24 protein-coding genes are annotated in these 20,404 nt (G+C 70.3%); 14 read left to right on the top strand and 10 right to left on the bottom strand.

The genetic code is table 11. From position 1 onward, the window contains the following. Positions 1-75: 75 nt before the first annotated feature. A complete protein-coding gene (gene mshD, locus AB0N06_RS15085; protein ID WP_366135122.1) occupies positions 76-1,011 on the bottom strand; it encodes a mycothiol synthase in 936 nt (311 codons plus the stop codon). Between the two features lie 321 nt (positions 1,012-1,332). Here mshD and AB0N06_RS15090 point away from each other — a divergent pair, with 321 nt between their 5' ends. Next, positions 1,333-3,168, top strand: coding sequence for a bifunctional metallophosphatase/5'-nucleotidase (locus AB0N06_RS15090; RefSeq protein WP_366135123.1), 1,836 nt, complete (start codon positions 1,333-1,335; stop codon positions 3,166-3,168). Positions 3,169-3,284: 116 nt separating this feature from the next. Further along, entirely contained in the window at positions 3,285-3,716 is a 432-nt protein-coding gene (locus tag AB0N06_RS15095) for a DUF302 domain-containing protein (protein ID WP_366135124.1), read from the top strand. 18 nt (positions 3,717-3,734) lie between these two features. On the opposite strand, the gene AB0N06_RS15100 is transcribed toward AB0N06_RS15095, so the two are convergent. The 6 genes from AB0N06_RS15100 to AB0N06_RS15125 all read right to left on the bottom strand — a co-directional run bounded on the left by AB0N06_RS15100 (position 3,735) and on the right by AB0N06_RS15125 (position 9,282). After that, positions 3,735-5,156, bottom strand: a complete 1,422-nt coding sequence (locus AB0N06_RS15100) for a HAMP domain-containing sensor histidine kinase (protein WP_366135125.1) — start codon at positions 5,154-5,156, stop codon at positions 3,735-3,737. Further along, a complete protein-coding gene (locus AB0N06_RS15105; protein ID WP_366135126.1) occupies positions 5,153-5,881 on the bottom strand; it encodes a response regulator transcription factor in 729 nt (242 codons plus the stop codon). Before AB0N06_RS15105 ends, AB0N06_RS15100 begins: the two co-directional genes overlap by 4 nt. Positions 5,882-5,923: 42 nt before the next feature. Continuing rightward, positions 5,924-6,097 carry a hypothetical protein gene (locus AB0N06_RS15110; RefSeq protein WP_366135127.1) on the bottom strand — a complete coding sequence of 58 codons (174 nt, stop codon included), beginning with the start codon at positions 6,095-6,097 and terminating at the stop codon, positions 5,924-5,926. An 11-nt stretch (positions 6,098-6,108) separates the two neighbouring features. Continuing rightward, positions 6,109-7,251 (bottom strand): trypsin-like peptidase domain-containing protein, encoded by a 1,143-nt coding sequence (locus AB0N06_RS15115; RefSeq protein WP_366135128.1) that lies wholly within the window; start codon positions 7,249-7,251, stop codon positions 6,109-6,111. A 147-nt stretch (positions 7,252-7,398) separates the two neighbouring features. Next, positions 7,399-8,442 (bottom strand): LacI family DNA-binding transcriptional regulator, encoded by a 1,044-nt coding sequence (locus AB0N06_RS15120; RefSeq protein WP_366135129.1) that lies wholly within the window; start codon positions 8,440-8,442, stop codon positions 7,399-7,401. 24 nt (positions 8,443-8,466) lie between these two features. Continuing rightward, entirely contained in the window at positions 8,467-9,282 is an 816-nt protein-coding gene (locus tag AB0N06_RS15125) for a response regulator transcription factor (protein ID WP_366135130.1), read from the bottom strand. A gap of 312 nt (positions 9,283-9,594) precedes the next feature. Here AB0N06_RS15125 and AB0N06_RS15130 point away from each other — a divergent pair, with 312 nt between their 5' ends. The 8 genes from AB0N06_RS15130 (at position 9,595) to AB0N06_RS15165 (ending at position 15,005) form a co-directional block, all read left to right on the top strand. Beyond that, complete coding sequence (locus tag AB0N06_RS15130; RefSeq protein ID WP_366135131.1) at positions 9,595-10,485, top strand: alpha/beta fold hydrolase; 891 nt, start codon at positions 9,595-9,597, stop codon at positions 10,483-10,485. Between the two features lie 41 nt (positions 10,486-10,526). Then, the gene (locus AB0N06_RS15135; RefSeq protein ID WP_030925031.1) at positions 10,527-10,781 is read left to right on the top strand and encodes a MoaD/ThiS family protein; all 255 of its coding nucleotides are present in this window, start codon (positions 10,527-10,529) and stop codon (positions 10,779-10,781) included. Between the two features lie 10 nt (positions 10,782-10,791). Further along, complete coding sequence (locus AB0N06_RS15140) at positions 10,792-12,132, top strand: hypothetical protein (RefSeq protein ID WP_366135132.1); 1,341 nt, start codon at positions 10,792-10,794, stop codon at positions 12,130-12,132. A 135-nt stretch (positions 12,133-12,267) separates the two neighbouring features. After that, positions 12,268-12,957, top strand: coding sequence for a DUF2993 domain-containing protein (locus tag AB0N06_RS15145; RefSeq protein WP_366135133.1), 690 nt, complete (start codon positions 12,268-12,270; stop codon positions 12,955-12,957). 216 nt (positions 12,958-13,173) lie between these two features. Continuing rightward, a complete protein-coding gene (locus tag AB0N06_RS15150; RefSeq protein ID WP_351392369.1) occupies positions 13,174-13,281 on the top strand; it encodes a putative leader peptide in 108 nt (35 codons plus the stop codon). Positions 13,282-13,418: 137 nt separating this feature from the next. Continuing rightward, the gene (locus AB0N06_RS15155; protein WP_366135134.1) at positions 13,419-14,264 is read left to right on the top strand and encodes a sulfurtransferase; all 846 of its coding nucleotides are present in this window, start codon (positions 13,419-13,421) and stop codon (positions 14,262-14,264) included. A 49-nt stretch (positions 14,265-14,313) separates the two neighbouring features. Beyond that, on the top strand, positions 14,314-14,601 hold the full coding sequence (locus AB0N06_RS15160) for a DUF1416 domain-containing protein (protein WP_003968135.1): 288 nt from the start codon (positions 14,314-14,316) through the stop codon (positions 14,599-14,601). Positions 14,602-14,747: 146 nt separating this feature from the next. Further along, complete coding sequence (locus tag AB0N06_RS15165; protein WP_366135135.1) at positions 14,748-15,005, top strand: DUF3099 domain-containing protein; 258 nt, start codon at positions 14,748-14,750, stop codon at positions 15,003-15,005. 230 nt (positions 15,006-15,235) lie between these two features. Here AB0N06_RS15165 and AB0N06_RS15170 read toward each other — a convergent pair whose 3' ends face one another. Together AB0N06_RS15170 and AB0N06_RS15175 are read right to left on the bottom strand one after the other, a co-directional pair. Next, the gene (locus AB0N06_RS15170; protein WP_358860297.1) at positions 15,236-15,598 is read right to left on the bottom strand and encodes a DsrE family protein; all 363 of its coding nucleotides are present in this window, start codon (positions 15,596-15,598) and stop codon (positions 15,236-15,238) included. Positions 15,599-15,684: 86 nt separating this feature from the next. Then, positions 15,685-16,539, bottom strand: a complete 855-nt coding sequence (locus AB0N06_RS15175) for an NAD(P)H-binding protein (RefSeq protein ID WP_366135136.1) — start codon at positions 16,537-16,539, stop codon at positions 15,685-15,687. Positions 16,540-17,017: 478 nt separating this feature from the next. Here AB0N06_RS15175 and AB0N06_RS15180 point away from each other — a divergent pair, with 478 nt between their 5' ends. From AB0N06_RS15180 to AB0N06_RS15190, 3 genes are all read left to right on the top strand, one after another. Continuing rightward, entirely contained in the window at positions 17,018-17,590 is a 573-nt protein-coding gene (locus tag AB0N06_RS15180; protein WP_037695873.1) for an FABP family protein, read from the top strand. 65 nt (positions 17,591-17,655) lie between these two features. Continuing rightward, positions 17,656-18,126 carry a transcriptional repressor gene (locus tag AB0N06_RS15185; protein ID WP_366135137.1) on the top strand — a complete coding sequence of 157 codons (471 nt, stop codon included), beginning with the start codon at positions 17,656-17,658 and terminating at the stop codon, positions 18,124-18,126. Positions 18,127-18,176: 50 nt separating this feature from the next. After that, complete coding sequence (locus AB0N06_RS15190; RefSeq protein ID WP_366135138.1) at positions 18,177-19,142, top strand: folate-binding protein; 966 nt, start codon at positions 18,177-18,179, stop codon at positions 19,140-19,142. A gap of 46 nt (positions 19,143-19,188) precedes the next feature. Here the strand turns inward: AB0N06_RS15190 and dtd are convergent, their stop codons facing one another. Further along, the gene (gene dtd, locus AB0N06_RS15195; protein WP_366135139.1) at positions 19,189-19,638 is read right to left on the bottom strand and encodes a D-aminoacyl-tRNA deacylase; all 450 of its coding nucleotides are present in this window, start codon (positions 19,636-19,638) and stop codon (positions 19,189-19,191) included. Between the two features lie 117 nt (positions 19,639-19,755). Here dtd and AB0N06_RS15200 point away from each other — a divergent pair, with 117 nt between their 5' ends. Beyond that, on the top strand, positions 19,756-20,373 hold the full coding sequence (locus AB0N06_RS15200) for an ABC transporter substrate-binding protein (protein WP_366135140.1): 618 nt from the start codon (positions 19,756-19,758) through the stop codon (positions 20,371-20,373). The last annotated feature ends 31 nt before the right edge of the window (positions 20,374-20,404 follow it).

Raw genomic sequence — 20,404 nt, forward strand, 5'->3', positions numbered from 1 at the left:
TAATTGAGTAGTGAAAGCGTGCCGGAAAGAGGGGGCGGCGTCAAGCGACGCCGCCCCGGGGGGCGTTGTGCGGGCTCAGGACTCCGCGCGGTACATCAGATCCACCTCATGGGTGGCGAAGCCCATCCGCTCGTACACGGCCAGGGCCGCCACGTTGTCCGCGTCGACGTAGAGCATCGCGGTCGGCAGCCCTTCGGCGGCGAGGTGGCGCAGCCCGATCGCGGTGAGCGCCTTGCCGAGACCGCCGCCCTGCGCGTCCGGCCGGATGCCGACGACGTACACCTCGCCGAGTTGCTCCTCGGCGTGCACCTTCGTCCAGTGGAAGCCGACCAGCTCGGTCCCGCCCTCGGTCTCGCGCTCGGCCAGGAAGAACCCCTTCGGGTCGAACCAGGGCTCGCCCTTGCGGTCGTCCAGGTCGCGCTGGGTGAGCGATCCCTGCTCGGGGTGGTGGGCAAATGCGGCACTGTTCACGGCGAGCCAGGCGGCGTCGTCCTGGCCGGGCACAAAGGTACGGACGGTGACGCCCGGCGGCAGTACGGGCTCAGGGATGTCCAGTGGGCTCAGCGTGCGGCGCAGCTGGCGGAGCTCGCGGAAGAGGGAGAGGCCCAGGACCTGGGCGAGATGGCGGGCGGCGGACTTCCCGCCGTGCGCCCATACGCGCAGCCGCTTCCCGGTCGCGGCGAGCAGCGCGGCGCCCAGCGCACGCCCGTGTCCCTGCCCGCGGTACGCGGGATGCACGACGAGCTCGGCGGCGGGCGCCTCGACGGGGTCGGTGTCCTCGAGCTGCGCGTAGCCGACGAGGGTTCCCGAGCTGGTGAGCAGAAGGTGCCGTACGCCCTCCCGGCGCCCGCCCCGCAGTTGCAGTCGCCCCTGCTCGGAGACCGCGGGCCTGCCGTCGGCGCGGGCTGCCTCGCCGAGCAGATCGAGGACGGCTCCGGCCTGGTCGGGAGAGAGCGCCTCGAGCGTCTGGATCTCGCGTCCCGGAGCGGGGAGGGGTACATCAGTCGTCATGCGTACGAGCGTACGGCGGGGAGCGGCGCCAGCGGGGCGTTGCGGCCTCGATCGGCGGTGTGCGGTGCGGGTCGGACCGCCTTCGCGGGGTGGGCGCGGCCGTCGGCCGGCCCCGGCCCGTCGGCCCTGGCGTGCCGGACTGCGGTGGCCTGTGGGCCGGGACGTTCCTGCCTGCATATGAGTGCCAGAGGGGTGAAGTGCGGTGATAGACGCCCTTACTGACCGCAAGGCAATCAGTTCGTAACTCGGGACACCTGTCGCGCTACGCGCGTTGACTCTAGGCTGCGGCCGAACCCTCCCGCTGAATTCACAAGGGGACCGATGTCAGCGACACCGCACAAGAACCGTGCGTCGAGGCGAGTGCTCGCCGCCGCGGCCGGGCTGGCCACCGTCGGGGCGCTCGTCGCCGCAATGCCGGCCGATGCCCAGAACCGCGATCAAGGCCAAGGGCACCACGAGCCCGCCCACACCGTCGACGTCCAGCTGCTCTCCTTCAACGACCTGCACGGCAACCTGGAGCCGCCGGCCGGGTCGGCCGGCACGGTCACCGAGAAGCAGGCCGACGGTACGCCGAAGGGGATTCCGGCCGGCGGTGTCGAGTACCTCGCGTCCTCGCTGCGCACCGCGCGCCAGGGCCACCCCTACTCCATCACCGCGGCCGGTGGTGACATGGTGGGCGCGAGCCCGCTGCTGTCCGGTCTCTTCCACGACGAGCCGACCATCGAGGCGCTCAACAAGATCGACCTCGACGTGACGACGGTCGGCAATCACGAGTTCGACGAGGGCGCCACCGAGCTGGCCCGTCTGCAGAACGGCGGCTGCCACCCGGTCGAGGGGTGCTACGAGAAGGGCACGACGTTCCAGGGCGCCGACTTCCCGTATCTCGCCGCCAATGTGACGGACGAGAAGACCGGCAGGCCGGTCCTCAAGCCGTACACGGTGTGGCAGAAGAACGGTGTCAAGATCGGCTTCATCGGGGTGACCCTGGAGGGCACGCCGAACATCGTCACCGCCAACGGCGTCAAGGGCCTGAAGTTCCACGACGAGATCGAGACGGTCAACAAGTACGCCAAGGAGCTCGACCGCCAGGGCGTGAAGTCCATCGTCGCGCTCATCCACGAGGGCGGGGCCCCCGCCTCCTCCTCGTACGACTACGACTGCGACAGCCCCGGCGCCGGCGACGGCATCTCCGGGCCGATCGTGGACATAGCCAAGGGCATCAGCCCGAAGGTCGACGCGCTGGTCACGGGCCACACGCACCAGGCGTACGTGTGCACCGTGCCGGACCCGGCGGGCAACCCGCGCCTGGTCACCTCGGCCTCGTCGTTCGGCAAGCTGTACACGGACACGACCCTCACGTACGACCGCCGCACCCAGGACATCGTGCGTACGTCGGTGAAGTCGTCGAACTCCTCGAACCCGACCTCGGCGAACCACATCGTCACCCGGGATCAGCCCAGGGCCACTGACATGACGGCCCTGATCGCCCGCTGGAACACCCTCGCGGCCCCCATCGCGAACAGGCCGCAGGGCTACATCTCCGCCGACATCAACGGCCGCGGCTCCACGGCCTTCGAGAAGCCGCTCGGCAACGTGATCGCGGACGCCCAGCTGGAGGGCCTGGCCCCGGAGGACAAGGGCGGGGCGGTCGTCGCCTTCATGAACCCGGGCGGTATCCGCGCGGATCTGGTGTACGCGTCCGCCGACGGCAAGTCCGACGGGGTGGTGACGTACGGGGAGGCGTTCACCGTGCAGCCCTTCACCAACATGATGAACGTCGTCGACCTGACCGGCGCCCAGCTGATCACCGCACTCCAGCAGCAGGTCAGCGGCTCCAACGAGGCCAGCCCGAAGATCCTTCAGGTGTCCAAGGGGCTCACCTACACGCTGGACATGACGAAGACCGGCGCGGCTCGCGTCGTCGTCGACACGATCAAGCTGAACGGTGCGGCGATCGACCCGGCCAAGACGTACCGCGTCGCGATGAACGAGTTCCTCGCGGGCGGCGGCGACGGCTTCGCGGCACTCGGCCAGGGCACCGACAAGCTGGTCGGCCCCTCCGACCTGGACCTGTTCAACGCGTACCTGTCGGCGCACTCGTCGGCGGCGGCGCCGCTGGCCCCGCCGGTCACGGACCGGATCACGGTCGTTCAGTAGGTCCTGACGGACACGCAGTGCCCGTACGCGGGTGAGTGAGCGCGGCGGTGGGCCGGATGGCCCACCGCCCTGGTGTCATCGGGGGATCCGAAAAAGCCTGGCCTATGGTCGCAAGAATGACTGAAGATGCAGACAAGGGCCTGGTCACCGTGGCCGGCACCAGGCCTGTCCGCGAGACGATCGACCGGCTTCAGGACGCGATCACCGCAGCGGGCTTCCATGTGTTCGCGCGGATCGACCATGCGGACCACGCCGCCCGTGCCGGGCTGGAACTCCGTCCGACGGAACTGCTCATCTTCGGCAAGCCCGAGGGCGGCACGCACCTGATGCAGGACAAGCAGACCGCCGGCATCGACCTTCCGGCGAAGGCGCTGGCCTGGCAGGACGCCAACGGGGTCACCTGGGTGACCTGGAACGACGCCTCATGGGTCGCCGCACGCCACGGGCTGGGGCCGGAGAGCCAAGCCGGTGTCGCGGCACTGGAAGCGAGCACGGTGGCCGCAGTACGCCAGGCCACGTCACCGACCCTCGACAACCCCGGGGCCTGACCGGACGCCGGGGACGGCTCAGGAGCTCTCCGGCGGCGGCTGCGGTGCGCCCGGCAGACGGATCGAGGCCTTCGTGCCGCCGCCCGGCGACGGGTGCAGCGCGACCTCGCCGCCCGCCTGCTGGACCGTGCGCGCCACGATCGACAGGCCCAGCCCCGAGCCCGGCAGCTGGCGGGCGGAGGGGGAGCGCCAGAAGCGTTCGAAGACGTACGGGAGCTCCTCGGCCGGGATGCCGGGGCCCTGGTCCACCACGGTCAGCTCGCCGCCGCGCAGGGCCACGGCGACCGTGCCGTGCTGCGGGCTGAACTTCACCGCGTTGTCGAGGACATTGACGACTGCCCGCTCCAGCGCTGCCGGCTCGGCCCTGACGTACCAGGGTTCGAGGTCCGCGGTGATGGTCAGCTCGGGGCCGCGGAGCCGTGCCCGCTCCAGCGCGGCGGAGGCGATGTCGTGCAGGCCGACGACTTGGAGCGGGCCGGGCTGGGCCGCGTCCGGGCGGGCCAGTTCCTGGAGGTCGCCGATGAGCGACGCCAGCTCCGTCATCTGCGCGGTCACCGATTTCATCAGCGCCCTGCGGTCGTCGGGCGGGATGGGGCGGCCCGTCTCGTCGCTGCGGGCGAGCAGTTCCACGTTCGTACGCAGGGAGGTCAGCGGGGTCCGCAGCTCGTGCCCGGCGTCCGCGATCAGCTGCGCCTGCCGGTCCCGGGAGGTGGCGAGGGAGGCGGTCATCGAGTTGAAGGAGCGGGACAGCCGGGCGATCTCGTCCTCGCCCTCGACGGGGATGCGGAGCGAGAGGTCCTCGGTGCGGGCGACATGCTCGACGGCGTCGGTGAGCTCGTCGACGGGGCGCAGGCCGGTGCGGGCGACCCAGAGACCGGCGGCGGCCGCACCGATGACGCCGATGCCGGAGACGATGAGGAGGACGAAGGCGAGCTGGTTGAGGGGGTGGGTGACCTGATCCATGGGCACCGCCACGGAGACGGCGAGGCCGGGCCGGACCAGCGGGCCGATGTGGACCTGCGAGGTGTAGACGCGCATCCTGGCGCCGTCCTTCGCCCTGGTGGTGTGCACCGCGTCCTGCCGCTCCCCGGCTGCGACGGCCCGGTCGGCGGACTGCACCGGAATCGCGGACTTGCCCGGCCAGGTGCACGGCTTCGTGCTTGTCGGTGTCACCACCTGGATGGTGTAGGGGATCTCCGGCCCGGGGTTGTTGTTCAGCGGCAGCCCCTGCAGGCAGGCCGCGTTGAGATCCTCGACACTCTGCCGGTCGACAGTGACCTGCCGCAGACCGCTGTCGAGCTGCTCGATCAGCCGGTCCCGCGTGGTCAGCCAGCAGGCCAGAGCCACTGCGGCCACCGCGAACGCCACCGCGGTCGCGACCAGCATCGCCAGCCGGGAGCGGAGCGGTAGGGCGCGGAACCGCTGCACGGGGCCTGTCACCCCTCACCCCCGTCGGCCCGCAGCGCGTACCCCACGCCCCGCACCGTGTGCACGAGCCGCGGTTCGCCGCCCGCTTCCGTCTTGCGGCGCAGGTACATCACGTACACGTCCAGGGAGTTGGAGCTCGGTTCGAAGTCGAAGCCCCAGACCGCCTTCAGGATCTGCTCGCGGGTCAGTACCTGGCGCGGGTGGGCCAGGAACATCTCCAGGAGCGTGAATTCGGTCCGGGTCAGCTCGACGCGGCGCGAGCCGCGGGTGACCTCGCGGGTGGCGAGGTTCATCCGCAGGTCGGCGAAGGCCAGCACATTGTCGTCGGGGACGCCGCCTGCCGCGGCCGCGTAGGAGCTGCGGCGCAGCAGGGCCCGGATGCGGGCGAAGAGCTCGTCCAGTTCGAAGGGCTTGACCAGGTAGTCGTCGGCCCCGGCATCGAGTCCGGTGACCCGGTCGCCGACGGTGTCGCGGGCGGTGAGCATCAGGATGGGCGTGGTGGTGCCGGTGGCACGGAGGCGGCGGGCGGCGGTCAGACCGTCCATCCGCGGCATCTGGATGTCGAGGACGATCAGATCGGGGGCGTACGACTCGGCCCTGGCGAGGGCGTCGAGTCCGTCGACGGCGACCTCGGTGTCGTAACCCTCGAACGCGAGACTGCGCTTCAGGGCCTCGCGCACGGCGGGCTCGTCGTCGACGATCAGGATGCGTTGCGGATCGTCTTCGGCGGGGCTCATTGCTCGTCGTCCTTTTCTCTCTGCTGCCGTGGTGCTGTCGTCTCAGCCTCGCACGACTGTCGCACTGCGGCGGGCGGCGCGGCGCTTCCGGCCGGTGCTGCGGGTGGTCGCACGGACCTCCGGCGAGCGCCGCGCCGCGGCGGCGAACTCCGTCGCGAGCATCAGTGGCAGCGCGAGGGCGGCCGGGCCGGTGGGGGTGTCGGAAGGGTGGTTCATGGCTGATCTCCTCAGGAGTTGTTGCCGGACCGCAGGGTGTCCAGGTCGGCCTTGAGCGTGTTCACCGGGATGGCGAAGCCGAGGCCGACGCTGCCCGCGCCGGAGCTGCTCGAGCCGTCGGACGAACTCGCGGAGTACATCGCGGAGTTGATGCCGATGATCTCGCCGTTCATATTGATGAGCGCACCGCCGGAGTTGCCGGGGTTGAGCGAGGCGTCGGTCTGGATGGCCTTGTAGGTGGTGGTGGAGTCGCCGGTGTCGCCGTTGAACTGCTGCCCGCCGAACTCGAACGGCCAGACGCCGCGGCCCCAGCCCTGCTGTCCCTGACCGCTGCTGTTGCCGCTGCCGCTGTCCTTGGCGACGGTGACATCGCGATCCAGCGCGGAGACGATGCCGCTGGTGACGGTGCCGGTGAGGCCCTCGGGCGAGCCGATCGCGACGACCTGGTCACCGACCTTGAGCGAGGAGGAGTCGCCGAGCGTGGCCGTCTTCAGCCCGCTCGCCCCCACCAGCTTGATGAGCGCGAGGTCCTTGTCGGCATCCGTGCCGACGACCTTCGCGGTGTACGTCCTGCCGGTGCTCAGCGTCACCTTGATCGTCGAGGCGTCCGCGATGACATGGTTGTTGGTGACGATCTCGCCGTCGGAGGTGATGATCACGCCGGACCCGGTGGACTGGCCCGCGTTCGAGCTCGCGACGATCTCGACGATCGTCGGCGACACCGCTTGCGCCACTCCGGCGACGGTGCCTGCGCTGCTCTGCGAGACGGTCGTGCCGCTGACCGCACTGCTGCCGCCACTGCCGCCGGAACCGGAGTCGGAGAACTGACCGATGACGGTGGCGGTGGCACCACCGACGACCGCCGCCGCGACGGCCACGGCCGTCAGGAGGGCGACCGGCCGTCCGACCCGACGCCTGCCGCGCGCGGGCGGCTCGGGTGCGGGCTGCGGCAGCCCGTGGAAGTCGCCGTGGCCGTCGTCACCGCCCCCGCTGTGACCGTCGGCGCCGCCGCTGCCGGGCCACACGGTCGCCCCGGGGCCCGCAGCGATCGGCTGCGCCGGCCGGTACGAGGGCGGCGGCGGGTAGGCCGCGTCGTCGTTGCCGTACGAGGGGTGCGTCGGGTGCTCGCCGCTCGGGCGCTGGCTCTCAGTCATGTCTATGACTGTGTCCAGCGAACATGAGAGAACCCTGAGCGTGCCCTGAGAAGCCCGACAGAACCGTGTATGCCCCATATAAGGCCGACCGGGAACGTCGTACGGGTGGGCGGAAGGCGAGCGCCCCGGCCCGGGGAAATGTCCCGTCTACCGGCCCTGGGCCGCCGGCTCCCCGCACCCGCACGAGCGCCGCACCACCAGCGCCGACGGGAACTGCTTCAGCCGCTCCCGTCGCGAGCCCGAGACCCGCAGCGAGTCGTCGAGCACCAGATCAACCGCGGCCCGGGCCATGGCCGGGCGGTCCGAGAAGACCGTCGTCAGCGGCGGATCGGTCAGCCCCGCTTCCTTCACGTCGTCGAAGCCCGCCACCGCGAGCTCCCCGGGCACATCGATCCGCAGTTCGCGCGCGGCCCGGAGCACCCCGATGGCCTGGTCGTCCGTCGAGCAGAAGATCGCCGGGGGCCGGTCCGGACCGGCGAGCAGTGCGAGCGCAACCCGGTAGGCGTCGTAGCGGTTGTACGGGGCCTGGAAAAGGCGCCCCTCCGTGGAGCGCCCCGACTCGTGCATCGCCCGTCGCCAGCCCTCGACGTGGTCCGCGACCGGGTCGCCGACCGCCGGGGTGGACTCCATGCCGCCGAGGCACGCCACGTACGCGTTGCCGTGTTCGAGGAGGTGCCGGGTGGCGAGCTGAGCGCCGCCGATGTCGTCGGTGACGACCGCGACGTCGTCGATCGCCTCGGGCCGCTCGTGCAGCAGCACGACCCGGGCGTCCCATGCCTCCACCTCGGCCGCGGCCCGCTCGCTGGGGCCCTGGCTGACCAGGATCAGTCCGGAGACGCGCATACCGAGGAAGGCGCGGAGATAGTGGACCTCGCGCTCGTCGCGGTAGTCGGAGTTGCCGACGAGAACCATTTTTCCGCGCTCGGCGGCAGCCTGCTCGACCGCGTGCGCCATTTCCGCGAAGAAGGGCTGGCGGGCGTCCGGAACGATCATCCCTATGAGGTCGGTCCGCCGCGAGGCCATCGCCTGGGCGACGCGGTCGGGCCGGTAGCCCAGGTTCTTGATCGCGGCGAGTACCCGCTCGCGCGTGGCCGGGGCAACCGGCCGGGGTCCGTTGTTGATGACGTAGCTGACCACCGCGGTCGACGTCCCCGCCAGTCTCGCCACATCGTCTCGCGTCACCTTGGCCACGCGCGGCAGTCTACGCGGATGGACCTACCTGCCGGCAGGCCGGACCGGGGCATCTTCCACGATCTCGGCCACGGAGGACTGCTCCGAACGGGTGGGTGGTTCGGCGGCCGCCTTTGCCGCCTGGGACTTCGCCGCCTGGGACTTCGCCCCCTTGGCGGCGCGCTCCCCCTTCTCCGGTGCGACGAAGCGGTAGCCGACGTTGCGGACCGTGCCGATCAGCGACTCGTGCTCGGGGCCGAGCTTGGCGCGCAGCCGCCGGACATGGACGTCGACCGTCCGGGTACCGCCGAAGTAGTCGTAGCCCCAGACCTCCTGCAGCAGCTGGGCGCGGGTGAAGACGCGGCCCGGGTGCTGTGCGAGGTACTTGAGCAGTTCGAATTCCTTGAAGGTCAGGTCGAGGACCCGGCCTTTCAGCTTTGCGCTGTAGGCCGCCTCGTCGACCGAGAGATCACCGCTGCGGATCTCCATCGGGGAGTCGTCGGAGGTGAGCTGCTGCCGGCCGGTGGCCAGCCGCAGCCGGGCCTCGACCTCGGCTGGTCCCGCGGTGTCCAGCAGCACGTCGTCGATGCCCCAGTCGGCGGTGACGGCTGCGAGACCGCCCTCCGTCACGACGAGTATCAGCGGACAGCCAGGTCCGGTGGACCGCAGCAGCTGGCACAGCGACCGCACCTGCGGCAGGTCGCGGCGGCCGTCGACCAGGATGACGTCGGCACCCGGAGTGTCGACGAGAGCCGGTCCCTCGGCGGGGGCCACTCGCACGCTGTGCAGCAGGAGGCCGAGGGCGGGAAGCACCTCCGTCGACGGCTGAAGAGCGTTGGTCAGAAGCAGCAGTGAACTCATCGCCGCCCACCTGCCCGGGTCGTCGGTCGGTGATCGTGCACGATGTGCTTGCCTTGCTCGCCCATTACGTCGGTCCTCCTCGTTCCCTGCGAGAGGGGCACTCCCGGGTGGGGCCCGGGGGAGATCTGCGGCACTTCTTCGTACGTGTGTCGTGCTGCTGCCGTACGACGATTGTCATACGTTTTTTAACGGTGCGTTCCCGCGCCCTGGGACCGCTGAGCTTGTCGAAACGTCGTCGTAACAACGCGTGTAAAGCACAAAAGGACCCGGGGGCTGCATTGCCCGGATCCTCTTCCCAGCAGAATAGCCCACATGAGTTCTGTGTCCGAGAGTTCGTTTCGCAGTTCTTCTGTTTGCTTGATCACGCCGGGAGCCCGGCGCACCACCTTGCGGACGGATGACGGGCTGCCGATCGAGGCGGTGTACGAACCGTGTACGACGGGTGCCGCCCCCGGCGCCGATGCCGGGGATGCCGGCCCGGCGATCGTGGTCGCGCACGGATTCACCGGTTCGCTGGACCGGCCCCCCGTGCGCCGCGCGGCGGCGGTGTTCGCCCAGCGTGCTGCCGTGATCACGTTCTCCTTCCGGGGACACGGAGGTTCCGGTGGCCGGTCGACGGTCGGTGACCGTGAGGTGCTGGATCTGGCGGCCGCGGTGGCGTGGGCGCGCTCGCTCGGACACCGGCGGGTGGTGACGGTCGGGTTCTCGATGGGCGGGTCCGTGGTGCTCCGGCACGGGGCGCTGTACACGGCTCCCGGGACTCCGGACACGGCACAGCCCGCTCCTCCGGTTCCCGAGCGCAGGGGGCGGATCGAAGCGCACGCGGACGCGGTGGTGGCTGTGAGTGCTCCCGCCCGTTGGTACTACCGGGGTACGGCCCCGATGCGGCGCCTGCACTGGGTGGTGACCCGTCCCACCGGCCGGCTCGTCGGCCGGTACGCCTTCCGCACCCGGATCGACCGCAGGGAATGGGACCCCGTGCCGCTCTCCCCGGTCGAGGCGGTCCCGCTGATCGCCCCGGCGCCGCTGCTCATCGTGCACGGCGACCAGGACCCCTACTTCCCGCTCGACCACCCCCGCATGCTGGCCGACGCGGCACAGGGCGGTGCGGAACTGTGGCTGCGGCGCGGCATGGGGCACGCCGAGAGCGCGGCGGACGAGAGCTTGCTCACCCGGATCGCGGACTGGGCGGTGGCGGAGTGATTCATCATGGACAGCTGACACGAGACGAAGGGAGCGTCGCCATGCCAGCGGGAACCATCCGCTACTGGGCCGCCGCCAAGGCCGCCGCCGGGACCGCGGAGGAGCCGTACGCAGCCGCGACGCTCGCCGAGGCGCTCGACGCGGTGCGCGAGCGGCACCCCGGTGAGCTCACCCGAGTGCTGCAACGGTGCTCATTCCTGATCGACGGTGACCCCGTGGGTACGCGCAGCCATGAGACCGTACGCCTTGCCGAGGGCGGCACGGTCGAGGTGCTCCCGCCGTTCGCAGGAGGGTGAACCACAGCACATGAGCAACAGAGATCAGCAGTATCCGTACGGACAGGAGCCCGGGACCGGTCACGGGTACGGCAACGGATACGGAAACGGCCAGGAACCGCAGCCGTACGGGCAGCAGGTCCCGTACGACCCGAACCAGGCGTTCCAGGACCCCGGGGTCGTACAGACCTGGGAGGGCCAGACCTGGGACACCCAGTACCAGCCGGCCGTCCCGTCGACACCGCAGCCGCAGCAGCCCCAGTACGAGCAGCCGCAGCAGTACGAGCAGCCCTACGCCCAGCAGTACGAGCAGCCTCAGTACCAGCAGCCTCAGTACGAGCAGCCCTACGCCCAGCCCTACGCCCAGCAGTACGAGCAGCCTCAGTACCAGGAGCCCCAGTACGAGCAGCCTCAGTACGAGCAGCCGCACCCGCCGCAGGCGCCGCAGCAGCCCGTCGCGGCCGCCACCGGCCCCGCCGGATATCCGATCCCGCAGGGCGCCTCCGGCTCGTACCCGCTGCCCCCCGAGGTCCCGGCCGCCGCCCCGGCCCCGGACGCGGCGGCCGCGCGCGACGCCTCCGGCTACAGCGCGCCCACCACCCTGGGCAACAGCCGCATCACCGACGCCCAGCGCGCCCGCGCCGAGGGCCGTTCGCCGATCATCGCGCCGGGGATGCAGCCGGCGGCGATCACCGCGGGGCTCGGGCTGCTGCTCGCCCTCGGTGCCGCGATCGGACAGTACGCGCTCTTCGTGCCGCTGGTGCTCCTCCAGGCCGTGACCGCTGCCGGCTGGTTCCGGCTCAACGGCATGTGGCCCGCCCGGCAGGGCATCGCGCTCGCTTTCGCCGGCGGGTTCGTCGCCGATGTCGTGCTGCTCATCGCGGGCCGGGAGAACGCCCCGGCGGCGATCCTCGGCACCCTCGGCATCTGGGTGCTGCTCACCGTCGTCCTGCAACTGCGCAGCCACGCGGGCGCCGACGAGCGGATGTACGGGCTGATGGCCACCGTCGCCTCGGCCGCCCTGGCGATCCTCGCCGCCGGGCATCTCGCGGCGGCGCCGGACGCCGTGACGGCAGGCTGTGTGGCTGTCGCGGTCGCCGTGCTCGCCCGGGCGCTGCCGCTGCCCGGACCCGCCTCGGTCGCGGTGGCGCTGCTCGCGGCCACGGTTGGCGGTGTCGCGGTCGGCGGGCTCACCGACCTCGGCGCGAAGGGCGCCTTCCTCGGGTTCGCGGCCGGTGGCTGCGCGCTGATCGGGCTGCGGGTGGCGAGCTACGACTACCCGTCACGTTTTGTGCACATGACGGCCGGGGTGGCGCTGCCGCTCACCGCCGCGGCCCCCGCCGTGTATCTGATCGGCCACGCGGTCTCCTGACCCGCGGGACTCGCCGCGGACCGGGAACCGCGGAGGGGCCCCGGCTCGTCGATCACCCCGGGCGTGCCGTGCAGCCGCAGCAGGCTCACGGGCGCCAGGGGGTCCGGGCGGACGCAGGGTGGGGGAAGAACGGGCATGCGTGCACTGCGAACACTGCTGGTCATCGTGGTGGTCCTGGGGGGCATCTTCCTCGTCGTCGACCGGGCCGCGGTGTACTTCGCCGAGTCCGAGGCGGCGGGCCGGGTCGAGGTCGTCGGGGGCACGGTCGACTCGACGGACGTCTCCATCAGGGGTTTCCCCTTTCTGACCCAGGTCGCCGGATCGGCACTCGACCAGGTCGACATCAAGCTCACCGGCATCGAGACCGCCGCCGGCGGGCGCAGGATCCGGATCAGCGAGATGAACGCCGAACTCCACGACGTCACGCTGGCCGACGGCTTCTCCAGCGCCACCGCCGCCCGGGCCACGGGCACGGCGACCATCTCGTACGAGGATCTGACGCACGCGGCCGACGACGGCGTCGTCGTCGAGTACGGCGGCAACGGCAAGGTGAAGGTGACCGGCGCCATCGACGTCCTCGGCCGCACCCTCACGCGCAGCGTGACCTCCACCGTCACCCTTGTCGACGGCCGCACCGTGCGGGTGCACGCGGACAAGGTGCCGGGCGAGGGAATCCCCGGACTCGAAGGCCTGGTGCGCGGGAAGACCGATTTCGAGCGGGAGATCGGCGCCCTGCCGAGCGGGCTGAAGCTGGAGCGGATCGAGCCGACGAAGGACGGTCTGGAGATCTCGGTGACGGGTTCGGACATCCGGCTCGCCGGATAGCCGAACCGCGTGCAGGCTGGGTAGAGCATTCCACCGCCACTGCTCCACATAGTGAGACGGGCCCGTCCGATCCGCAGATGACCGAGCGGCGCGCTCCTCCCGGTGCGGGTCCCGGAGGCACCGCGATCGCTCGACCGTCCCGCATTGCGGACGATCGCGTCTCAAGATGCGACACGCCGGTGACATGTCCGCCCGTACGTCCCTACGATCGGTTCCATGCAGTGCTCTATCAGCGGCCTCCGTCAGCGGGGCCAGGCGGATCTCACGAAGCGGCGGGCAGTAGACCTGTGCCGCGTCGCCGCCATGCTCTGTCGCACTGTCTGAGCGGGATCGTCGTATCCCGCATTCCCCCGGCCCTTCGATCGTTGTCAGGGCCCATTTCCGTGCATGTGTGTACGCGCAGAAATGCGCCCCCGTACATCCGCACCATCTCGCCGCAGACTGCCCCGGAGGAGAAAAGAATGAGCCGCAGTGACGTCCTCGTAGACGCCGACTGGGTCGAGGCCCACATCGACGACCCGAAGGTTGCTCTTGTCGAGGTCGACGAGGACACCTCGGCGTACGAGAAGAACCACATCAAGAACGCGATCCGGATCGACTGGACCAAGGACCTCCAGGACCCGGTCCGCCGTGACTTCATCGACCAGGCCGGCTTCGAGAAGCTCCTGTCCGAGAAGGGCATCGGCAACGACACCACGGTCGTGCTCTACGGCGGCAACAACAACTGGTTCGCGTCCTACGCGTTCTGGTACTTCAAGCTCTATGGTCACCAGGACGTCCGCCTGCTCGACGGCGGCCGCAAGAAGTGGGAGCTCGACTCCCGCGCCCTGGTCGACGGCGACCAGATCCCGTCCCGTCCGGCCACCCAGTACAAGGCCCAGGCGCAGGACCGGTCGATCCGCGCCTACCGCGACGAAGTCCTGGCGGCGATCGGCAACCAGAACCTGGTCGACGTGCGTTCGCCCGACGAGTTCAGCGGCAAGCTGCTCGCCCCGGCGCACCTCCCGCAGGAGCAGTCGCAGCGTCCGGGCCACGTCCCGACCGCGCGCAACATCCCGTGGTCGAAGAACGCCAACGACGACGGCACCTTCAAGTCGGACGACGAGCTCAAGGCCCTCTACGAGGACGAGCAGGTCGACCTGTCGAAGGACACCATCGCGTACTGCCGCATCGGTGAGCGCTCCGCCCTGACCTGGTTCGTGCTGCACCAGCTGCTCGGCCAGGAGAACGTCAAGAACTACGACGGTTCGTGGACCGAGTACGGCTCCCTCGTCGGTGTGCCGATCGAGCTCGGCGCCAACAAGTAACTCCGCACGACCTGGACCAGCCCGACCCCGACCAGAAGGACAGAACACCATGTGTGGAGCACAGGCCGGCGGCCCCGACGCCTCGACCATCAAGCCCGGTGAGACCACGATCCAGGGCAGCGTGACCCGCGACGGCGAGCCGGTGACCGGTTACGTCCGTCTGCTGGACTCGACCGGCGAGTTCACCGCGGAGGTCCCGACCTCGGCGACCGGACAGTTCCGCTTCTACGCGGCCGAGGGCACCTGGACGCTGCGCGCCCTCGTCCCGGGCGGCAGCGCCGACCGCACGGTCGTCGCGCAGACCGGTGGCCTCTCCGAGGTGGCCATCGCCGTCTGATCCGCGGCACAGAACGGCCGGAGGGCCGTACCCCAGGGGGTTGGACGCCTTCTGAACCGGGGTACGGCCCTTCGCGCCGTCCACAGGGTGTGCGGGGGTCCGTTCGTGCCGGGCGCACAGGCCGGGATCGGGCCTACCCTTGAGTTATGTACGCCCGGCGCCGTCGCCGCTACTTCCTGATGATGGGCGGATGCATAGTCCTTTTCGTCTCCGCCTGGGCCTTCGTGCGGCTCTGGTCGATGCCCGTCGCCGTCGGAATGTGTGTGGTCGCCATGGTCATCCCGCCCGTCGCGGCGATGCTCGCCAACCGGCGGGGGCCGGAGGACCGCTGGTGGGACGATCCGTCCGGCGACCCGCAGTCGGACGAGTGGTGGGACGAGCTCGACGGCAAGAAGCGCCGCTAGTGCCGCGACCGGCAAGGTTTGCCCCGTCGCGACGCCCGGCACGCGCGCTCGCGGCGTTGGCCAAAAGCCCAGGTAGCCCCTTCCCCGAGTTCTCAGCTTCGTTCGAGCAGGGGAGACCCCACCCCAGGGCCGCCTTGCGATCACACGCACCGGTCGCCGCTCCTTGACGGGCAAACCTTGCCGGTCGCGGCACTAGTAGCAGAACTGTCCGCCGTCGGCAGGAAGAACCGTCAGTAGACGAGGGCCTGGACGCCGTCCGCCATGACCTCGCTGACGAAGACCTGGGCACCGGCGATCCGTACGCCTTCCAGTACGTCGTTCTCGGTGATGTCGCGCCGAGCCGCGCACTGGGTGCAGAGGGTGATCAGGCCGCCCGCCTGAATCGACTCGATCAGGTCCGGCAGCGGTGCGGCGTGCGGGAGTTCGAACTCGGCGGCGCGGCCAGGCAGTGCGAACCAGCTGGATTCACCGGTCAGCCAGAGCGAGACCTCGACACCGCTGGCGACGGCGACCGCCGCCACCGTGAACGCCTGCGAGCAGCGCTCGGCGGAATCGGCACCTGCGGTCACCTTGATCACGAGCTTCTTCGGCATATGCCGAACTGTAATCGCCGGCCGCGCAACCCCACCCGACCGCCATAGCGGTTCCTTCCGCGTCCGTCCCCTGTACTACGCGGGGGCTATGCCGTGGCCGCAGGTGCTGCTGCAGTGAAGGCGTCCGCGTGCTCCGCGGCCCACTGGGCGAATGTGCGGGCCGGGTAGCCGGTGACCTTCTCGACGGTGTCGACGACCGTACGGCCCACCTCCGGGGTATTCCCGTATGCCTGGATCAGGAAGCCGATGACGTCCTCCGGGTGGCCCGCCGCCCGCCATTGCACGATGGCCTGCTCCTCGCTGAGCTCGACCAGGGCGATCTCCCGGTCGCGGGCGGCAGCGATCGTCGCCACCTTGTCGCCGACGGTCAGCAGTTCGGGGCCGGTGATCACGTACTCCTGGCCCCCGTGGCCCTCCTCGGTGAGCGCGACCGCGGCGACGGCGCCGATGTCGCCCTCGTGAACCATGGCACTCAGCCGGGAGATGAACGGCTCGCGTACTTCGCCCGAGGCCACGATCCCGTCCGCCCACCCCAGGCAGTTGGCCATGAACTCGACCGGCATGAGCACGGTCCAGTCCACATCGTCATCGGCACGCACGGCGTCCTCCAGCAGGGACGGCCCGCCGCCATGCAGCACGGTGACCCGGCGTACGGCCGCGCGGGCCAGCTCCAGGATCCGCGGGCCGGTCTCCAGCGGGGCGAAGTAGGGCCCGCCGAAGGTGATCAGATGGAGGCCGGTGACGCCCTCCAAGGCCGGAATCAGGCTGTCGGGTTCGGCGAGATCACCCTGGACGACTTCGACACCGGCCGGGAGGGCGGCTCTCGCCGCATCCCGGGTGAGGGCGCGGACCGCATGGCCGCGGGCGAGCAGTTCGGCGACGACCTGGCGGCCGACGGTTCCGGTGGCACCGGTGACAAGAATCCTCTGCGTCTGCGTCATGGCACGACCATAGGGAGCCTTTAGGTCAGCTTCTGTCCGCAAGGGCGCTCGGGCCGGAAACGGAGACAGGAACTGCCATGGGGGCACCGTTCCCGCGTACACAGCCGCCCTCGTCATCCAGTCCCGCAAGGGGAAGGCCGGCACGGAACGCGTCCCGTTCCACCGGACACTGACCCTGATGAACCAGCTGTTGGGCTGACCCGCACGCCGGGGAGCCCCTTCCGTCGGCACGCCCCGAACCGTCGCGCCGGGCCCCTACCCATTAGGCTGGGGTCCGGCCCTGTATTGCCGCCATACCGCTCGTTATCGCTCGTCCGAGGAGCTCCCGTGCTTGAGGCATTCTTCACCACCCTGCTGGTTCTGGTCTGCGTCGGCGTTCTTGCTTTCGCGGCCCTGACCGTGAAGAAGCTGTACCAGGGCCAGCGCTGACCCGGGTCCGCACCACTCACCACTCCCTCACAGATCGTCTGAGCCGCTCATGATCGAGATCCCGTCCGACCTCCACCCGGACCTCGTCCCGCTTGCCTTCCTGCTCGGCAACTGGGCGGGCGCGGGTGTGTCCGACTTCCCCGGCGCCGAGAAGTGCAACTTCGGCCAGGAAGTCTCCTTCAGCCACGACGGCCGGGACTTCCTGGAGTACGTCTCGCACTCCTGGGTGCTCGACGCCGAGGGCAACAAGGTCAAGCCGCTGGAGACCGAGTCCGGCTACTGGCGCATCGACAAGGACCGCAAGGTCGAGGTCGTCATGGTCCGCGACCAGGGGGTCATCGAGATCTGGTACGGCGAGCTCGCCCACCAGAAGCCGCAGATCGACCTGGTCACCGACGCGGTGGCCCGGACCGCGGCCTCCGGCCCCTACAACGGTGGCAAGCGCCTCTACGGCTATGTGAACAGTGACCTGATGTGGGTCGGGGAGAAGGCCACCCCCGACGTGGAGCTGCGCCCCTACATGTCGGCGCACCTGAAGAAGGTCGTCACCCCGGAAGAGGTCGAGGCGATGGCGAAGAGCCTCGGCGACCTGCCGGACGACGGCATCGCGTTCTTCAAGTAGCCGCACGCCTCCCAGGTACGCGAACAACCTGCGGTCAGGTGCTCACCCGGTCCTACACTGGCCCTGTGGTGAGCACCGACTGGAAGACCGATCTTCGGCAGCGCGGCTATCGGCTGACGCCGCAGCGGCAGCTTGTCCTGGAAGCCGTCGACACGCTGGAACACGCGACGCCCGACGACATCCTTGCCGAGGTACGCAGGACGGCGTCCGGTGTGAATATCTCGACCGTCTACCGGACCTTGGAGCTTCTGGAGGAGCTCCAGCTGGTCAGCCATGCCCATCTGGGGCACGGGGCGCCGACGTACCACCTGGCCGACCGCCACCACCACATCCATCTGGTCTGCCGGGACTGCGAGGACATCATCGAGGCCGATGTCGACGTCGTCGCCGAATTCACCGCGAAGCTGCGGGACAGCTTCGGCTTCGAGACCGACATGAAGCACTTCGCGATCTTCGGCCGCTGCGCCGGCTGCACGGCGAAGGCGGCGGACGGTGAGCCGGGCGATCAGCCCCGGCCGCCCGCGTCGGCGCCATAACGGCCTCCCTGTCGTGGGGGAGGCCGTAAGCCGAGTCGTACGCTGGTCGCATGAAGAGCCCCTTGCTGTCCCTGCCCGGCGCCGTCCCCGCCGAGGGCCGCGACGAAGGTGTCGCCGCGCACTACGGCGACCTGTTCCGCGAGCAGCGAGCCCTCGCCGACGGCACCGGCCTCGTCGACCTCTCGCACCGCGGCGTCGTCACCGTCACCGGAAGCGACCGGCTGGCCTGGCTGCACCTGCTGATCACCCAGCACGTCAGCGAACTCGCCCCGGGGGAGGCCACCGAGGCGCTGATCCTCACCTCGCACGGGCACATCGAGCACGCTCTCTATCTCGTCGACGACGGCGAGACGGTGTGGATGCACGTCGAACCGGACACCCAGGGCGACCTGATCGCCTATCTGGACTCGATGAAGTTCTTCTACCGGGTGGAGGTCGCCGACCGCACCGGGGACTTCGCCGTCGTGCACCTGCCGGCCGGCTCCATCGCGGAGGTCCCCGAGGGCGTCACCGTACGGGAGACGCCGCACGGCCGTGACCTGTTCCTGCCCCGCTCCGACCTGGAGACCTACGCCGCCGAGAACGGCCCGGTGGCCGGCATCCTGGCCTACGAGGCGCTGCGCGTCGAGGCTCACCGCCCCCGGCTCGGCTTCGAGACCGACCACCGCACCATCCCGCACGAGCTGGGCTGGATCGGCACCGCCGTCCACCTCCAGAAGGGCTGCTACCGCGGTCAGGAGACCGTGGCCCGGGTGCAGAACCTGGGGAAGCCGCCGCGCCGGCTGGTCTTCCTGCACCTGGACGGCAGCGACGTGATTCTGCCCGGACACGGCACCCCGGTGCGGCTCGCAGCGGACGGGGCGGAGGGACGTCAGCTCGGCTTCATCACGACGTCCGCCCGCCACCACGAGCTGGGCCCGATCGCGCTGGCGCTGGTCAAGCGGAACGTGGCGGTGGACGCGGAACTACTCGCGGGGGACACCGCGGCGGCCCAGGAGACGGTCGTCGAGCCGTAGATCCGCTACGCGAAGCCGTCTACGGACGCGCACGGCCGAATCCGGCTCAGACCTCGATCAGTACGGTGAACGGGCCATGGTTCGTGAGCGAGACCCGCATGTCCGCTCCGAACCGGCCCGTCTCCACCTGCGCGCCCAGCGCCCGCAGCTGCGCCACCACCTCGTCGACCAGCGGTTCGGCGATCTCGCCGGGCGCGGCGGCGTTCCAGGTGGGCCTGCGCCCCTTCCGGGCGTCCCCGTAGAGAGTGAACTGTGAAATCACCAAAAGCGGTGCATTCACATCGGAGCAGGACTTCTCGCCCTCCAGGATGCGCACCGACCAGAGCTTGCGGGCGAGCTGCGCCGCCTTCTCCACGGTGTCCCCGTGGGTGACTCCGACCAGCACACACAGCCCTTCGCCGACGATTTCGCCGACCACCTCGGGCCCGCTCCCGTCGCTCGCGCCGTCGGCCACCGTGACGCTCGCGCCGTCCACTCTCTGTATCACCGCACGCATACAGACCAACCTATCTTGGGCTGAACGGGTACAGAGCATCTGCATAGGCGCGGTGTGGGGTGGCACCATGCACGGGAGGCGGTGTGCCGACGCATCGGTCGAGGGGATGGACAGAGCATGAGTACATATGGAATCGGGCAGTCCCCCGGTGTCGTACCGGTCACGCGTGCCGCCGGTGCCAGTACGAGTACCAGCACCATGCGTCCGCCCGTGCAGCGGACCGGTCCCGGCCTCGACGACGGCCTGCCCGGTCCCTCGCAGCCGGAGCTGGGCTCCCTGCGGCTGCCGGAACTGCGCGCGCTGCGCCGCGACGCGCAGCGCGATGAGGCAGACCTCAGTTACGTACGCCGTCTGGTCCAGGGGCGGATCGACATCCTGCGGGCCGAGCTGGCCCGCCGCCGGGCCCCCGAGACCCCGGTCGTGGACCGGCTCTCCGAGATCCTCGCCGACACCCCGTCGCGGCACCGCTCGTCCGCCCGGCACGTGACGCTGACCACGCCGCGGAGCGACGAGTTCCGCCGGCTGGCCGCCGAGACACTCGCCGAGGTCGAACTCTCCGACCTCGACGCCCGTACCGACGCGGAGCTGCACACCGCAATGGGACGGCTCGTGCGCTATGAACAACAGGTCTCCCGCCGCCGTCACCAGCTGCAGTGCACCACGGACGATTGCAGTGCGGAGATCGCCCGCAGGTACCGTGATGGGGAAGCACAAGTAGACGACCTGCTCACCTGAAGCGATCCTTCCGGGGCGGGTCCCGCACAGC

It is taken from the genome of Streptomyces sp. NPDC051020, assembly GCF_040683105.1.
In the GTDB taxonomy this organism is placed as follows: Bacteria; Actinomycetota; Actinomycetes; order Streptomycetales; family Streptomycetaceae; genus Streptomyces.

Excerpts from the sequence above, each read along its gene's own strand:
- mshD (WP_366135122.1), bottom strand. The coding sequence starts at position 1,011 with ATGACGACTGATGTACCCCTCCCCGCTCCGGGACGCGAGATCCAGACG.
- AB0N06_RS15090 (WP_366135123.1), top strand. The coding sequence starts at position 1,333 with ATGTCAGCGACACCGCACAAGAACCGTGCGTCGAGGCGAGTGCTCGCC.
- AB0N06_RS15095 (WP_366135124.1), top strand. The coding sequence starts at position 3,285 with ATGACTGAAGATGCAGACAAGGGCCTGGTCACCGTGGCCGGCACCAGG.
- AB0N06_RS15105 (WP_366135126.1), bottom strand. The coding sequence starts at position 5,881 with ATGAGCCCCGCCGAAGACGATCCGCAACGCATCCTGATCGTCGACGAC.
- AB0N06_RS15110 (WP_366135127.1), bottom strand. The coding sequence starts at position 6,097 with ATGAACCACCCTTCCGACACCCCCACCGGCCCGGCCGCCCTCGCGCTG.
- AB0N06_RS15115 (WP_366135128.1), bottom strand. The coding sequence starts at position 7,251 with ATGACTGAGAGCCAGCGCCCGAGCGGCGAGCACCCGACGCACCCCTCG.
- AB0N06_RS15125 (WP_366135130.1), bottom strand. The coding sequence starts at position 9,282 with ATGAGTTCACTGCTGCTTCTGACCAACGCTCTTCAGCCGTCGACGGAG.
- AB0N06_RS15130 (WP_366135131.1), top strand. The coding sequence starts at position 9,595 with ATGAGTTCTGTGTCCGAGAGTTCGTTTCGCAGTTCTTCTGTTTGCTTG.
- AB0N06_RS15135 (WP_030925031.1), top strand. The coding sequence starts at position 10,527 with ATGCCAGCGGGAACCATCCGCTACTGGGCCGCCGCCAAGGCCGCCGCC.
- AB0N06_RS15140 (WP_366135132.1), top strand. The coding sequence starts at position 10,792 with ATGAGCAACAGAGATCAGCAGTATCCGTACGGACAGGAGCCCGGGACC.
- AB0N06_RS15145 (WP_366135133.1), top strand. The coding sequence starts at position 12,268 with ATGCGTGCACTGCGAACACTGCTGGTCATCGTGGTGGTCCTGGGGGGC.
- AB0N06_RS15150 (WP_351392369.1), top strand. The coding sequence starts at position 13,174 with ATGCAGTGCTCTATCAGCGGCCTCCGTCAGCGGGGCCAGGCGGATCTC.
- AB0N06_RS15155 (WP_366135134.1), top strand. The coding sequence starts at position 13,419 with ATGAGCCGCAGTGACGTCCTCGTAGACGCCGACTGGGTCGAGGCCCAC.
- AB0N06_RS15160 (WP_003968135.1), top strand. The coding sequence starts at position 14,314 with ATGTGTGGAGCACAGGCCGGCGGCCCCGACGCCTCGACCATCAAGCCC.
- AB0N06_RS15165 (WP_366135135.1), top strand. The coding sequence starts at position 14,748 with ATGTACGCCCGGCGCCGTCGCCGCTACTTCCTGATGATGGGCGGATGC.
- AB0N06_RS15170 (WP_358860297.1), bottom strand. The coding sequence starts at position 15,598 with ATGCCGAAGAAGCTCGTGATCAAGGTGACCGCAGGTGCCGATTCCGCC.
- AB0N06_RS15175 (WP_366135136.1), bottom strand. The coding sequence starts at position 16,539 with ATGACGCAGACGCAGAGGATTCTTGTCACCGGTGCCACCGGAACCGTC.
- AB0N06_RS15180 (WP_037695873.1), top strand. The coding sequence starts at position 17,018 with ATGATCGAGATCCCGTCCGACCTCCACCCGGACCTCGTCCCGCTTGCC.
- AB0N06_RS15190 (WP_366135138.1), top strand. The coding sequence starts at position 18,177 with ATGAAGAGCCCCTTGCTGTCCCTGCCCGGCGCCGTCCCCGCCGAGGGC.
- dtd (WP_366135139.1), bottom strand. The coding sequence starts at position 19,638 with ATGCGTGCGGTGATACAGAGAGTGGACGGCGCGAGCGTCACGGTGGCC.
- AB0N06_RS15200 (WP_366135140.1), top strand. The coding sequence starts at position 19,756 with ATGAGTACATATGGAATCGGGCAGTCCCCCGGTGTCGTACCGGTCACG.